Source organism: Bradyrhizobium sp. BRP23, from assembly GCF_020194135.1.
Classification (GTDB): Bacteria; Pseudomonadota; Alphaproteobacteria; order Rhizobiales; family Xanthobacteraceae; genus Bradyrhizobium; species Bradyrhizobium yuanmingense.
The window spans coordinates 1-15,034 of sequence record NZ_JADYVW010000007.1 but is presented as its reverse complement, the minus strand read 5'-3'; the positions used below and the strand labels follow the sequence as shown (position 1 = coordinate 15,034).

The window sequence follows — 15,034 nt, the reverse complement described above, 5'->3', positions numbered from 1 at the left end:
TGCTGCTCGATGTAAAGCTGCTCGAATTTTCAGGATAGATTCTCTTTTACGTGCTGGCTCCATACCCGTCCTCCGGCTCGATGTTTCGCATTTCGGACATCATAGATGTCATCCTTACCTGTTCGGGCATGACTAGGGCAGCGGTCGTGCCGGTACGGCCATTCGTCTATGGTCGGGCACATAATTGAGTGGCGCCGTCTCCGGCATCATAAGCATGGCACAAAGCGCGGCCGCGCCCGCGAAGAGCATGTACCAGGCGGGCACGAGTGCACTCCCGGTAAGGTGGATGAGCCAGGTGACGATCGGTTGAGCTGTGCCTCCAAAAATCGCTATCGCAAAAGCGTAGATCGTCGCGAACGCGCGACCACGAATGTACTTGGGCAAACCTTCGGCCATGCTCACGTAGAAGGCGCTATACGGAATCGTTCCGATCAGGGTGAGGACGCCGAGACCTCCTAGAAGTGCCAAGGCACTGCGGCTTTCTGCAATCCACAAGAATACCGGATAGGTCATCAGTAATGCAGTGACCTGCGGCCATATCATGATACGCCGACGGCCTACGCGGTCGGCGAGCAGGCCGCCCAGCAGTGCTGCAGAAATTCCGACCGTGTTGCTGATGAGCGTAGTAGCAAAGGCGAGAGGCGTGGAAACGCGGAGGGTGTTCAACGCGTAGGTCGTCATGTATCCCGTAACATAAGTCGTGATCGTGCAGCTGGCCAAGATGACAAATCCCAAGCTCATGATGCGGCGATCGGTAGGTGGTCGCCCCTCGGGCTGGGTGACAAGAACCGGCGCCTCGGGGCGGTGCAGCGTTTCGGGCAGGACGCTCCGCAACCAAAGTCCAAACGGCAACGTAGCCGCGCCGAGCAACAGCGCGACCCGCCATCCGTACGCATTGAGCGCTTCGCTTGTCATGGTGAGCGAGAGTATTTCTCCAACCAACGCTCCGGCCGTCGCAGCTACCTGTTGGCTCGCGGGCTGAAAGGAGACCGCAAGACCGCGGGCTTTGGTGGGGGCCGCCTCCATCAAGTAGGCTGTCGTTGGACCGACTTCACCTCCGAGAGCAAAGCCCTGCAGCAAGCGTGCGAAAATGGCTAGCAACGGAGCGGCAAGTCCTATTGTCTCGTACGATGGCGTGATAGCCAATAACAGGACCGCGGCGCTCATCATGGCAAAGCTGGCGGTCATCGCGGGTCGGCGGCCGGCCCGATCCGAATACGAGCCGAGCACGATGGCTCCGATCGGCCTGGTCACAAAACCTGCGCCGAAGGTTCCGAGTGACAGCATGAGGCTGACGAACTGGTCAGTTGCCGGGAAGAACGCCTGACCGATCTGTATTGCGAAAAAGCTATAGGTCCCGAAGTCGTAGAATTCGATAATGTTGCCGATGGTTGCGCCCAACACCGCGCGGCGTGTCAAGCGTTCGTCTGCCGGACCGAGGACCGGCTCCAGCCCCTCTGGAGTAAATTGCCTCGCCATCCTCGACCTGATCTGGAGCGCGATCCATGGCCCGAACATTTCGACCAGACAGGTCGCGCAAAGTTGCATTCCACTTGCCCGAGCTCGTCCTCACGGCCATCGCCTGTTCACATGTAGGCTGAAGCGTGTCACGACGAACCTCACGGTAAGCTCTGCAATAAAAATGCCCGCCTTTCGTGGCCCATTTTACCCTTGATCTGATCGCTGGCCTTCCCGGCAAGACAAATATGAGACCTGCTATAGTTGTCGGGCACCCAGACATCGCGCTGCTTTGGCGAGTTTGGGACAAATTGGCGGGCGCCGAACACGATTGGCGATGTCTCGCGCCCTTTCAGCCTCGGCCAGGTTGCGTCCGCTCCTTAAGGAGTCAGCGTGCCACGCCCTTCGTCGCCAAGGCGCTTGCCGCCGCTCAGCGCTCCTGCCGCTCTCTCTCGCGCGGCGGACAAGATCCACCAATCATCAGTGCTCCACCTTTGCGTCCCGGCCGGGTCGCCGGCGAGTGGGCGAACGCCTGCTCGCGGGACGCTCGCGTCTGGCGACCATCAAGACCTAGGTCGTCCAGTCATAACGTGCGTTCGGCGCCGCTCGCCCGCATCTTGGCTATCTCCTGCGCGAGGGCATCAGCCGGGACGGGGAGAAGGCCCGGCTATTCGGCCCCGACGCCGACGAGGCCGATCTCAAGTCGTTCGGGGAGCGCTGCCAAAGGTTCAGGGGGCGTACATCTTGGTCAACCACTTAGAGAGCTGTTAAGGCAAACCAGTGACGCATCCCCAGGAGCTACTGTTCGTGCGCCCGCAACGGGCGAGCACGAATGTGGCCTACGGTTCTTCGCCAACGGACGCTTGGAGGAAGCGGACATTTCAGCGGCGACCTCGCCACCGCGCGCACGAATTACGACGATTTTCCTTATTCAGGACACCAGTGAATTCTCTTTCCAACGCCCTGACACGAGTGCCATCTGCATGACGCAGAGCGTCGATAGCAGCCGGGACAAAGTTGGCGGTTCGTATTGCCTCACCTGAGGACGTAGCGTTCCGCTTGACCGATGTAGCTCCGGCTGTCACTCGGATGTTGTATCATGGCGCGCAGGGTTCGAGGCACTGGGGACTTCGCGGACTACCCACTACACGCAGCGGCGGCCGCAGTCCCCGGATCACCGGCACCGCCGCACCTTTAGCCGTGCTCGGGATGATCGTCTCGGCTGGTTTGCGTCTCAGCGATTTCGTTATCTCAGGTGAACACTTCGCTCCGCGCTTGCCGGACTCTCACGTAGGTCTCGCTCTCGTCTGTTCTCGCGCTCGCGCGACTATCGTGGCCATTCTGGTTAGCGGCCCCGAGCATAGGCTCGAAGCGTCAGCCAGAACGACGGGTCGAGGGCAGAGGTCGAAATGCACATGTTCGGTGCAAGACTGAGTCTGGTCGCGGTCCGCATCACCTGGACCTCCTAACCAGCTTTACGCTCAGGTGAACGCAATGCACGACGCAGACCCGCGCGCCGACTGCGAGGCCAGGCGGAATGAGACTTGGCCCGGAGATGATCGCATCAGAGGGGGCAGCTGCGGCCGCGGGTTTGTCTCCTTTTTCGACCTTTGTCAGCTTCTCGAAAGCCAGCCTCTTTAACATTCGAACTTGGCCTCTCGATGACGAAGCCACCCATCTCTGAATTCGTGACGAACTTCAGCTCATTCCCTGGGGGCAGATCTTCAAGAGGCCTTTGTTCTTATAACAGAAAGGAGAGCTTTCTGGATCCGAACCCGATCGATAATGCCCGTTCACCGGAATCGCCAACGGCGCACATCTGGACACAGGAAGATCATGATTTGTTCAGTCAGATCATGAATGAAGCTGGACCATCATCACCTGCCGCACCTGAGGAAGCGGTAGATGTCTCATTCGCCGCTCCACAGAGATTTTCACACGGTTCGCAAATCGCCCCTGACGCCATGGTTGAGAGGCTATTCCACCACGGTCTCTTGCCGGACTCGGACCAGCCGACGATGACCTATGAAATCCAAGGTCACCGCTACACGGCCGGTTTGGATGAGTCCAATCGCGTTCGTCTTGTTCATAACCCCGCGGAGGACCAAGTGGTTGGGGCCGGCCGGGCGGGAGTACCGGACTTCGGAGCCTTCTTTGCGGAGAAATGGCGCTACGGAATGCCGCTAGGACAGCAATGGGCCACACCTGCCCTAATGGACAAGCTGCGCGAAGAAGGTTTCATGCCGACCGCAGATAACCCCGCCACAATCCTACTTAACAATCGGGCCTACAAAGCCGAATTAGTGGAAGGAGGGTTCGTTAGGCTTACAAGGGTATGAGACGCAACCCGACGGTGAAGCGATCGCGCCGGACTGGAGGCCTGCGATCACTTCGGTTGTCCTTACCTGGAGAGACATTCGCCGCTTAACAGTGGACTGTTCGCGCCGCCAGTGGGTACGCATCATTGGACCCCCTGGCAGCCCACGAGATGCACGGTCATCCTTGCCATTTCATCTGCGTGGTGCCGGCCCGTCATCCGGCCTGCCATATTGCGCCCGTATTGCCTCCCCTGCCGGTGTGACTTTCGCTTAAACGATGTAGCTCCCGCTGTGGGCCAGTCCGAGATTCCACGATGGCGCGCAGAATCGGAGGGACTGGAGACGTCGCGGAATGCCCATTACACGCGGCCAGCGTCGCAGCTTTGCGCCGTGCGGGATGATCGTTTCGGCTGATTTGCGTCGGAGCCATCCCAACAAGCGCTGCACGATGGTGTGCTGCGGGCCGAACTGTTTGGGGCGTTGCTCAGCGAGGCGACCGAGAATTGCCAGCGCCCTCAGACGGGGCTCGGCCGCCAACCAGCGCTCGACGTCGGCTGGATTCGCGCAAATTGGGCAGCGAAACCGGTGACCGTGGAGGGCTTACTCGGAAACGGCGTAGGCCCTGCCTGTGCGAGCGTCAATAACTTGCGGACGCGGAGGTATTCTCAAGGAGCTGGCAGCAAAGGTCGCGTAACCGAGAACGACGGTCGCAAGTGGCTTTGCGTGGCAGTGCAATCGCGTGAGCGTATTTATCGGATGGAAATCCTATCAGTTGGCACTACCAGATCTGGGCGTTTTGCAAGCAGCACCTGAACCGTAGGATTACGACACAGATCGCATGCAGCTTCGAAACGCGGAAAAGAACGCCATGGCGAACATCAATCTTAATTCCGAATCTCTTGCAGGTGCACGCGCCGGACAGCGGGCCATCACCGCCCTAAAAGTCATTGAACGGAGAGCGCTGGCCCCGAGACGCCGAGGTTTCCAGATGATACGCGGAATGAACCCGATGGCGCGGATGGTCGCAGCAACGAGGCGCGCACTCGCCATGTACGATCTCGACCGGTGCTGCGCAATCTGGTGGCTCTATTGTCTCCATTTCGGATTCACCGGCGACGTGATGTTGGGGCTCGCCGCGGTCTCGGTTGCCCACGAGAGATCCCGCTGCGGAATTTAGAAATCGTGCATCGAGCGCATCCCAGCCCGATGGCGCGCGCAATCGACTTTGAATCGAGTTCGTCCGGAGCAGGCAGCGGCGTCAGCAAGCCCGTCTTTGCTCATTCTCGGCGGACGATGGTATCTCCCCGGGGATGAATCTGAGCGATCAGCTACGCCCTCAGTCTACCCTATCAGTCCAAGGCCGATTTCTCGTTAATACCCACCAGGCATTTCGTGTGAACAGCCCTCAAGGCAAAGCCGGTGCGTTAGCCTCTCGATCTCCTGGCTAACTTCATTGGCAGTGCGGATGCGGATAGGGAGGACATCGAGTAAGAAATCCGACACCGGCTGTGACGGTTCGGTGAAGAGCGGCGGTCTGGCGGCAGCCCCACCCACCGGCGCTGACTGAGCATCGTCTCGCATCTGCTGCGGTGTGTACGGCAGATCAACGAAAGAGTTGAGTGCTCGTCGAGGCGAACGCTGCGCTAGGCGTCTCCCCTGAACAGGTGGGTGGGGCTGCCGCCAGACCGCCGCGGTTCACCGGACCATCGGACGCGCCATCCTGCCAATCCTCGTCGAGTCGGTATCCGATGTCCTCAAGCTCCTGGAGTACGCCCGACCGCCCGACGAAGAACGCGGGTTTACCGGCGGGGCTGAGCACCGGCGCTGACTGAGCATCGTCTTGCATCTGCTGCGGTGTGTACGGCAGATCAACGAAAGAGTTGAGACCGCGGTAGATGTCTGATGACTGAGCTGGCGCGTCTGATGGTTCGGTGAAGAGCGGCGGTCTGGCGGCAGCCCCACCCACCGGCGCTGACTGAGCATCGGAGCTGATCCTATTATGGATAGGCTTTCCAGAAGCTGACGAGGCCGTCGCTCGTGAGGCAATGCATCGCGACATCTGCAGAACGAAACGGCCCTGCGGCTCTCGATCGTCGTGGGGCTTCATGGGTTTCAGGACCCGCCTTCCTCCCGGCCGATGAAGTCTTGCGGCGGCATGGGAGCCGACGACTGGTCATTGCTCGGGTTGCAAAACGGCATACCGGCGGCGCCGCAGGTGCACGCACGGGTGCCAAGCCACGGTTGATCCGAATCGTTCTCGCAAATCCGCCTTCCGCGATTCGTTCCTCGTTCATTCGCTCTCTCATCGGCTATTCACCAAGGAGAGGGTAATCCTTTTCGCCGAAGGGGCTCATGGCGCGAGCTTGTATTCACCCCCGACTTTCATGGCGAGTTTGATCTGAGCTATTTGGAGTTAAAATGACGAGGTCCAGATCGATTATTTCCGCCGCGGCTCAGGCCGCGGCGGAATTTTTGGCCTGAAACCGATACAGGAAGTCCGCCGCCCGCTGGACGAAGTTTGAAGATCGCGCGTTTGTCGTTCTTCAGCACCTTGATCTAAGAGGGCATATAGGAGGCGTGCCCCTCCCTCACCTCCGGTATCAGGCCCAATCGGCGGACAGAAAGGCCGCGCCAAGCTCTGCGACCAACTTTTCCATGGCATAGCCTTCATCGCCGAAGCGCTTGCGGCCGAACTCGCGATTCAGGCGGCTCTCGTGGCGGTATGTAGTGTCCAACGCCACTCATTGCGCGCGTCGCGGCAGAATGGAAGTACGTGGCCCTCACCTTTTCAGGTGATGTACCGACCTTCGCCAGAGTACCCGCGAAACTTGTCGGAGATAGCAGCGGGATTGGTCGGGGCAAGATGTAGAAACAGTGCGGGCGCGGCTCGGTGCTAACCGACCCGGGGGCTGAAGCCAGGCCAACTAGTCCCTACCACATCCGCACTGCCGTTGAGACTAGCGGAAAAGTGACTCGGCGCCGATCGATCTGGAGCGATAACGCTGTCCCTGTCACATCCCGTTAATCCCAAGGGCTCTGTATCTGTCATAGCTTACCGCAAGCTGACAGGCCTTTTGCGCAGTCGGTCAATAATAATGGGCTATCAACACCCCTCAATCCGCCACGGAAATTCCTGCAACCACTCAGACGTGCTCTCTGTGCTGTCAGTCGTCACGACTTCAGGATCACCCGGACGGTTTAGGCTGCTGATCAGTGAGACATTGTCGGTTGAGGACCACACCATCGTAGATTGTCGGGCGACATGGGAAATTGCCCCCCATATTGCCTCGCTAAAAATGTTACCGGACAACTTCCCTGTCGTGTCTGGGGCGGAGCTGCCGAATCAGATCGGTGGCGGCTATGGCAGGGAAGATCAGCATGCGCGCAAAGCGCGAGATCACATCAGCGCTGGCCGAGCGTTATCGGGCAAGCGGGCGGCTCGAGAAGGGACGGATCCTAGACGAGCTGTGCGCCGTTGCGGGATGGCATCGCAAGCACGCGATCCGAGCGCTGTCAGCGGACGGGGCATCGGGGTCGGCCGTGCCGCGGCGGCGGGGCCGGACCTACGGAGCTTCCATTCGTATGGCACTGATTGTGCTATGGGACTCGTCTGACCGGCTCTGCAGTAAGCGGCTCGTCGCGATGATCCCGTTCTTGCTTCCGGCTCTTGAACGGCACGGCAGATTGAAGCTTTCTGCTGATGAGCGGTCTAAGGTTTTGAGGGTGAGCGCGTCGACGATCGATCGCCTGCTGAGCGACGTAAGGATCGCAGCAGCCGGAGGACGCCGACGGCGGGCGGGCTTTTCCAGTGCCGTACGGCGGCAAGTCCCGGTGCGTACATTCAATGACTGGGGATCACCTCCGCCGGGGTACTGCGAAGCGGATCTGGTTGCGCACGGCGGCATGTCCGTATCCGGGGCCTTCATTCAGACGCTAACAATGGTGGATGTCGCAACGGGGTGGACCGAATGCTTTCCGCTTGTTGTGCGTGAAGCAGCGCTTGTGGTCGAGGCCCTCGAGCGCGCCCAGAACCTATTTCCCTGGCCCGTTTGCGGGCTCGATTTTGACAACGACAGCGCCTTCATGAACGACACGGTCGTCTCGTGGTGCCGTTCTCACGATGTCGAAGTCACTCGTTCCAGGGCCTACAGAAAGAACGATCAAGCGTTCGTTGAACAGAAGAATGGAGCTATCGTTCGACGTCTGGTGGGCTACGGGCGCTTTGAAGGCATTGATGCCGCTCGCTCATTAGCTCGCCTGTTTGCCGCGGCACGGCTGCACATCAATTTCTTCCAGCCCTCGTTTAAGCTGAAGGAGAAGCACCGCGAAGGTGCCAAGGTGATCAAGCGTTATCTTCCTCCCGCTACACCGTACGAAAGAGCATTGGTCCACCCGCAACGAGGCATTCAAACGTCGGCTGCGTGAGATTTACCGCACGCTTGATCCGGTGGCATTGCTGGCACAGATGAGGGACGCTCAAAATGAGCTGGGCAAGCGTGTTGATCAGCGGGCCGGAAAGCCAGCCATGACCGTCGCGCCGGTGCAAAGCGACTTGACCGCCTTTGCCCGAGAGCTCGGCGACGGTTGGAAGCAGGGTGAGCAGCGCGGCATTCATCGGCGCCGCTATGTGCGGCGCAAACCTGCGCCACGTCGGCCATCGATGCTCGACCCATACATTCCCATGATCGAGGAATGGCTCGCCGCGGCTCCGCACTTGTCCGCCGTCGATCTCCTCTCCCGGCTGGCAGCGCATGCGCCGGGTCAGTTCAGTGGCCATCAGCGGCGTACGGTGCAGCGGTTGGTGAAGAATTGGCGATCAAAGGTCGCTCGACAGCTCATCAGCAGCACCGAAACCATACTATCGTTCCAAGCTTCCCTCGCTGTCTAAATCCCACGTGTTGCTTTGCCGAATCACCGCAAGCCGCTCTCTCGCTACGGCGCTCTGGAGGGCGCGCTTCGCGAGCGGCTTGCTCGGACCCGCGGGGTCCAATTCGCGCGACAGCTGGGGGCGCTCGGTAACATTGTCATCTGAGGCAATATGAGGGGGCAGTTTTCCATGGCGCGCGACAGTCCAGAAGACAAAGACTATATTCACTCGGTGCTACAATACCCCCCAAACAGAGCTGACGTGACGGGCCGTCTTGTCTGTACAGTTTGTATCTCACAACGCCTCGCTATCTTTTTAAACGGACTGGAGACGCACGGTATTGGCGGCGTTGTGGCTGGTTGCTCGATAAGTAAGGAAGGGTTTCGATGGTCCCCTGACACGCTGCACGTGATACTCAGAGGACAGAACTATCAGCCGTCGAACGATCTTCTTTCGAACATTACGACCTGCACACGACATGATGTGTTGGTTGTTCGCAATAATCTCAACGACGATAGAGTCGACTGTTTTGCAACCGGCTTTGCCTCAAACTTTGGTTTAGAGCGAAAAGAAATCGTTCAGAAGATACTAGCTGACCAGGATAACCTACCGTCTTTTCACACCGGCATGAAAGTTGGCTATGTCGTCTTCCACGATGTCACCACTCAACTCAGTACGATCTTTGATGTTCGTTCAGGCTCACACCCGAACTTGACATTTTCTGTGCAAGAAATGAATGGGCGGCTCAATCTTCACTTCGCGGTTTCCGGAAATGGCCGGGGCGCTTTACGGCGATCGTCTGGGCCCGAGGGTAATATCGCCTTTGTACCGCTTGATTATTCCTAATCTAAAGGGTCCTGGCTGTGCTGAAAGCATTTTTAAGCGCGACGGTATTTTTTAGCAGCATTGTCAGCGCTACCGCGATTGAGGAGCGACTACCGCAGCCGCTGCAAACAGGCGTGGCAGGACGGCAAAATCAGTGAAGTCATTGAGACTACGGTGTTACGACCTGTCCCGCCCTTGTCATCAAGCTGTTCTGGCTCGCATCCGTGTACGGATCGTGATGATCATTTCGTGAATAGATCCGGTAGGGCGCAGCCGTTCGCTAGGGGCGTCTTGTGGATCACGATCCTGATGTACGGCTTAACTACCGGATTGGGAAACGCGAACAAATCTGTCGAGCCTTCGACGAACATGTTTGCTCCGACCGGCGTGAGGGACGGCAGATGATCTTCAAGATAATCCAGATGAGCTCGATTTGGAAGCAAGCCCGTCCGACGGATAGAACGTGTAGCGCCCGCTCAAATCGGGCGCGATAATCTCAGCCGCTACAAAGTACGTCTCGACCCCGTGAACATCCTGGGTAGCACCCGACGCGACTGCAGCATCTTTAAGATGCTTCCATTTTCCGCGACCAGGAATCAGTTCAGTCTCTCAGGTAATTGAGCATACTATTGCAGGCGTCCTCGGCCTCAGCCAAGCTCTGCAGCGGCGAGCCGAGCACCCTGATCGCGCCACGGCTCTGGTCAAGCGGACGCCACGAAGCGACGTAGCCGAACCTTCCGCGGAAGCCAGGACCGGTCGGGCTCTGCAAGCTTATAACGAACGAGTAGCCGCCGCTGCGCGCACTCCAAATTTCCATGTTTTCGACAGCGCGGTGGAACTGCAGGGGCATCACGCACCGTTCGCCTGGGCAACTCGAGAATGAAATTCTTCCGGCGGACTCACTGGCGTACAAAATCCGAAACTCTAACCGCTGCCCGATGAAAGCGCAGTAACAGGTGAGCTGGTCTGCCAGGCGAAGCTGTCGTCTAAGTCCTCTTCAATCACCCCCGGCCGTGCATAACTGATCGAGCAGGTCGGCTACTGCGAGCACGCTCGTTCCGTCAGTCGTGACCTGCCTAACCAGCTCCGACGCTGTGCAGTTGCCATAGGCGATTAGATGGCCAACGGAAGTCGGAGCGATGTCGTCCAGCACCCGGTGTTCCATGTTGCGTGACCGGAGATGAAAGCATCGGTTCCCAGCCTCGAGCACATGCTGGTCGATCATGCGCTGCAGCCCCTCGCGGAACTCGTCAGACCTCCTAAAGAAGCGTTCACTCAAGACGCGGTAGCCAAGAGGCCAGCGTTCGCTACCGGGCACCGGCGTCACCAATTGTAAACGTCCCTGCAGCATATTTACGAGAAAGCCGGAAACAAAGGCGATGGTCGTGTGATCGCTCTCCAGCAAGGCGATTGCATCATCTTTGTTGCCAGCCCTAAGTTTCTCGCTCCGGGCGCGCGCCCGGCAAAAGCCTTTGCAGTCAGCGCCTCCTTGCCCTGCAGGACGAGTTCGACACCGATCAGCTCCTCAGGCGAAAACGCCATGTGAATCTGGTCGAGATGTGTTGTGCTCAGCACGGAGAAACGGTTCGTCACGGTGCGATAGCGCTGGAACAGTTCGAGCACGCGCGTGGTGAGTGCGCGATCCCTGAGCGGGGCCGCCGTCGTTGTTTGTGGCAATGCGCCCGTGATCTGATAATAGTCGAATAGAAAGCGGTCGTAATGGGGGTTGTCCATAGGCTCTGTGGCCCAGTAGCAGAAACCAGTACGGGCTGCCGAACCAAACATCTCGCTCGCAATACCGACCACGGCGCGCCAAAGCGCTGCATGCTCTTCGCTATATTCGTAATAGCCTTTGAAGCGGTCGGCCGAGAGGCCGCAGAACCAGCAACCGATGGTGCAGCCGTCGCTCAGCTCGAAAGCGATGATGGGGTACGTGACCGAGGCCGCCGTTCCGCCCAATTCGTCGTTGCAGCGCCGGATGTGGCGCTCACGCCAGGCATGAAAGCGAGGGTTGATCGTCGACATTTCGCCCTCTTCGCGCAGGAGGTCGCGATCGCGCAACATGTCGCAGATAAACTCGTCCCACATCATAGCCAGGGGCCAGGGCGTAGACTCCGGCTTGAAGCGATATTTCAGGTAGCCGCCGCGCCAGAGAGGAAGCATCTTCATTGGGGCAACTTCGATGCCGTAGCGCTCTGTTACCGCTCGAGGAGAATGAACGTTCTCCGAAAGCGCCCTGCGGAACTCCAAGTCACCGGCCAGCCGCTCCATGAAGCGCTTGACGTGTGACAACGTGCGCAGTTGCTCGGGGGTACGCCGGTCAAAAATCCGTCGGCAGTGTTCGGTGGCAGTGTGCGTCATACGGTACGGGTACGCCCTGAAGCCGCATCTCTAGGCCTGAAAGCAATGATCTGACTCCTGACGAGGCGTGCTTTCAGTTCTGTTCGCACCGGATCGTTTCCTTCAGGACGAGCCAATGCGATCAGAGTGAAAATACGTCAGGCCGTGACAGCGACAACAACTACAATAAGCAAAACGATAGCGACTAGGTCACGGCCCGCTTCCGCGGCTTGCACGGCGCTCGTAGGTGCCTCCGACGTGGAACTAGCCAACGCAGTGGTATGCACAATCCTCCTCAAGCCTACACCGCTCAAATCCTGCTTGCCGCCGACAATCGCGTCGAGCTGCATCAACGCATGTCGGCGTGGCACTCGGATGCTGCTCCTAACCTCATCAAGCGTGAAATCGTAGCCGTGGCTCTTTCCGATCGCGAAGACCTGTAGCACTCTGCTTAACGTGTTCGAGCAGACTACCCTCTTTCGCTAGATTCTTGACAAACCGTTCTACCTCAGCCTGCGACATAGCCCGGCCTCTGCTAAATGTTTCTACCTAGCCGTCGCCTTGGAAGCGATCGGTGATGACACCTTAACAAAGCAATCCGCATACCAAACTGACATCGCTGCTTTTGCGCTTTGTCTGAGCGTGCGTATCGTCAACTTTCCGACATTGGTCTCGAACATAACAAGCGCTCAGTCGAGCGGGATGAAAGCTCGTTGTGGGTAGCTAACCCAGCAGCAAGCGGTTACCATCTACAAAAGCTCGGTCAGAACCGTGCTCAGCAGCGTCCCTTGCGGATTAGAAACGGCGCGCATTCCGTCCAATACGCCCGGTTCTGCGAGAGGCTGGAGGTGAAATCCCGCCGGCCTTTTCACCACACCATCCGTATCCCGGCGAAGGGCAAGGTACAACCGGGCGGTTCTGCACTTGTGTGTGGTGGCCGGCCACCGGGCCTGCGCCGGCCGCGGCAGTCTAGTACGCCTCGAGCAACCGACGAGGCGAGCATCTCCAGAAGAAGCTGGCCGCGTTCGCCGGCATGCTGTACGCCGGTGCTTCAGCGGGTTCGAACCGCTGTTCGACCCGCAGAAGAAGGTGCGGCCGATTACACTGGCGTTTTGCATTGCCCATGCGCGGCGGGGCTTCTTCGAGCTGGCTGACATGGAGAAGAATGAAGTAGGCGGGCAAGTACAGACTTCAACAAACCCGGTCATCGCGACCGGGAAATTGGTCTTAGAGCATGCGTGTGCCCACAGCATGATAATGCATTGGTAGTCTGTTCAGTTGAAGGATCGTCCTCAGAGAGTGGGTGGTGCGCGCCAAATTTGTATTCGCTCGGCCTCATATTCGAGAAGGCCGCAACAGGCTGCGCAACGTGCTGTCGACCGTACCGAACTAGTGTTGTGGGCGGGTAGCTTTGCTACCCTGGCTATGTCGCGTGTCAATCCGTTAGGTGGTCGGCTGGCGAGTTGTTCAAATGACGAATTCACATTCGTTGACTGCATCCCCACAGCGGCAGGAAGTCGCAGTGCATCACCGTCTCTCTCAGGAGCTCTACCTGCCATCGATGAGTCGAGGCAATATCACATGGCTCCGGGCCGCGCCGCCCCGTTTTCCGAGGTGCAGCCAACGCCATCGACTCCGATCGCTTCGATGCGACAGCATCGGGTCTGCGAACTAACGCGCGCCACCGCGTAACTACCGCATAAGAGTGCTGTCAATTGTCGCTACCAGATCTGGGTGTTTGGGGAAGCAGTACTTGCCTCGTAAGGTTACGGAAAGGCCGGATACGCATATGCGTGTTCCCATCAAGCTTCGAGACGCGCAATGCCATGGCAAACATGAATCTCAGCTTCCAATCCTTTGCCGACGCACGCGCGCGACAGCCGACCGTCACCGATCAAGAACTCACCAAATTTAGAGCACTGGTCCCGAGACGTTCAGGTTTCCAGACGAGACGTGTCATGAAGCCAATAGCGCGGGTCGCAGCAGCAATAAACCGCGCTCGGGCACTCTCCGATCTCGACCGGTGCTGCGCAATCTGGTGGCTCTATCGCCTCCATTTCGGCATCAACCGCGACGTGATGTTCGGCCTTGCCGCGGTCACGATCGCTCAGGAGAGGTCCCGCTGCGGCATTTAGGCCTCGTGACATCGGTCACCGTTCATGCGAGCGCTGGCACTGCCCCACCAAACCTGCCACCACGTTGTGTTGGCTGGCGGACAAAAAATCTCAGTCTAACGCCAAACGTCTCAAGTCTCCCCCAGGCCACTAAGGTCGCAATCACATCTAGTACCGGCGGACTGCCCGGGGGCACAAATGGCGCCTGGAAATACGCTGAGCAGACCGCACAAGCCGAACTAGTGCTCGCCGTTAGCAGCATCAGCAGGATGAGATTTGTGGCGTGGATGATGCTGCTCATGCAGCCCAACATCGTCAATTGACGGGCCCGAATAGCTGAGCGGAGAGCGCAAAATCGGAGTGCTTGATTGGTAAAGTCTGCCGATCGGGAGCAAGGACGCGACGCTCGCATTTCACCAGATGATCTTAAGCGGAAAGGAATTTGCCGCGCCCGAAACCGCAAAGGTCGTGGAAAATGGTCGAGTAGCTCATCAAGCAAGTCTGGCGAGCGCATTGCGATGGATTAATCCTCACGCAGAGGGCCCGTGGGCAGGCTGCGTCTCTGTCGATCGAAGTCTCTGTGAGCCATTCGTCGCTGCGGACGGCCAGCCATTCAACCGTTCGCCGCCCGGAAAATGTGCCCTCGGCGCCTATCCACACCAGTTTGGGCGATGACACGACGCCTCAATTTCCAGCTCGCGTTGTCATCGTCATAAATAAATCTCCGTTGACTAACGGCCAAATAAGCGGAGCTATTCGGATTTAGGTGACGAGGTGATCGGGCGCTTTGTTTGCCGGTGCCAGCACTTGGATGACCTCAAGGCCGTGCTTGGGACTGCTGCTGCGAGCTTCGATAACTCGTTGGAATGTTGAGGCGCCGCCGGGTCCCTGTGGCGACGATCACCGGCTTGAACACCATCGGTCTGGCGGTGGTTACGGTAAGAAGCCTTTCGTCCGTACAAGCTGTATCGCCGGGGTGGCCTACACGCTCTCGATGGGTTGGTGGTGCCGGCTCAAGTGCCGCGAAATCGGACAATTACGCTAATCACAAGCCGTAACGAGCCTGTGGGCGCGTCGATCGCGAGTGCCATGCAGACGATGGCAGGTCCATT

General features: G+C 58.5%; 9 protein-coding genes and 2 pseudogenes. 7 read left to right on the top strand and 4 right to left on the bottom strand.

The features are described from left to right. Positions 1 to 132: 132 nt before the first annotated feature. Positions 133 to 1,479, bottom strand: coding sequence for an MFS transporter (locus I6F24_RS19995; protein ID WP_225129468.1), 1,347 nt, complete (start codon positions 1,477 to 1,479; stop codon positions 133 to 135). 1,640 nt (positions 1,480 to 3,119) lie between these two features. On the opposite strand from I6F24_RS19995, the gene I6F24_RS19990 reads away from it, so the two are divergent. Together I6F24_RS19990 and I6F24_RS19985 are read left to right on the top strand one after the other, a co-directional pair. Further along, the gene (locus I6F24_RS19990) at positions 3,120 to 3,797 is read left to right on the top strand and encodes a hypothetical protein (RefSeq protein WP_225129466.1); all 678 of its coding nucleotides are present in this window, start codon (positions 3,120 to 3,122) and stop codon (positions 3,795 to 3,797) included. A gap of 817 nt (positions 3,798 to 4,614) precedes the next feature. Next, positions 4,615 to 4,953, top strand: coding sequence for a hypothetical protein (locus tag I6F24_RS19985; protein WP_225151552.1), 339 nt, complete (start codon positions 4,615 to 4,617; stop codon positions 4,951 to 4,953). Positions 4,954 to 6,229: 1,276 nt separating this feature from the next. Here the strand turns inward: I6F24_RS19985 and I6F24_RS19980 are convergent. Continuing rightward, a pseudogene (locus I6F24_RS19980) lies at positions 6,230 to 6,496 on the bottom strand (zincin-like metallopeptidase domain-containing protein); the annotation flags it as partial. A 640-nt stretch (positions 6,497 to 7,136) separates the two neighbouring features. On the opposite strand from I6F24_RS19980, the gene I6F24_RS19975 reads away from it, so the two are divergent. The 3 genes from I6F24_RS19975 (at position 7,137) to I6F24_RS19965 (ending at position 9,489) form a co-directional block, all read left to right on the top strand. Further along, on the top strand, positions 7,137 to 8,201 hold the full coding sequence (locus I6F24_RS19975; RefSeq protein WP_225129462.1) for a transposase family protein: 1,065 nt from the start codon (positions 7,137 to 7,139) through the stop codon (positions 8,199 to 8,201). A 100-nt stretch (positions 8,202 to 8,301) separates the two neighbouring features. Next, the gene (locus I6F24_RS19970) at positions 8,302 to 8,664 is read left to right on the top strand and encodes a hypothetical protein (RefSeq protein WP_225129460.1); all 363 of its coding nucleotides are present in this window, start codon (positions 8,302 to 8,304) and stop codon (positions 8,662 to 8,664) included. Positions 8,665 to 8,832: 168 nt separating this feature from the next. Next, a complete protein-coding gene (locus I6F24_RS19965) occupies positions 8,833 to 9,489 on the top strand; it encodes a hypothetical protein (protein ID WP_225129459.1) in 657 nt (218 codons plus the stop codon). A 976-nt stretch (positions 9,490 to 10,465) separates the two neighbouring features. Here the strand turns inward: I6F24_RS19965 and I6F24_RS19955 are convergent. After that, positions 10,466 to 10,873, bottom strand: a complete 408-nt coding sequence (locus I6F24_RS19955; RefSeq protein ID WP_225129455.1) for a hypothetical protein — start codon at positions 10,871 to 10,873, stop codon at positions 10,466 to 10,468. Then, the gene (locus tag I6F24_RS19950) at positions 10,822 to 11,829 is read right to left on the bottom strand and encodes a radical SAM family RiPP maturation amino acid epimerase (protein WP_225129453.1); all 1,008 of its coding nucleotides are present in this window, start codon (positions 11,827 to 11,829) and stop codon (positions 10,822 to 10,824) included. The genes I6F24_RS19955 and I6F24_RS19950 overlap by 52 nt, the downstream gene beginning before the upstream one ends. A gap of 925 nt (positions 11,830 to 12,754) precedes the next feature. On the opposite strand from I6F24_RS19950, the pseudogene I6F24_RS19945 reads away from it, so the two are divergent. Both I6F24_RS19945 and I6F24_RS19940 read left to right on the top strand, forming a co-directional pair. Beyond that, positions 12,755 to 12,975 (top strand): annotated as a pseudogene (locus I6F24_RS19945) (transposase); the annotation flags it as partial. Positions 12,976 to 13,634: 659 nt separating this feature from the next. Beyond that, positions 13,635 to 13,943 carry a hypothetical protein gene (locus tag I6F24_RS19940; protein ID WP_225129451.1) on the top strand — a complete coding sequence of 103 codons (309 nt, stop codon included), beginning with the start codon at positions 13,635 to 13,637 and terminating at the stop codon, positions 13,941 to 13,943. The last annotated feature ends 1,091 nt before the right edge of the window (positions 13,944 to 15,034 follow it).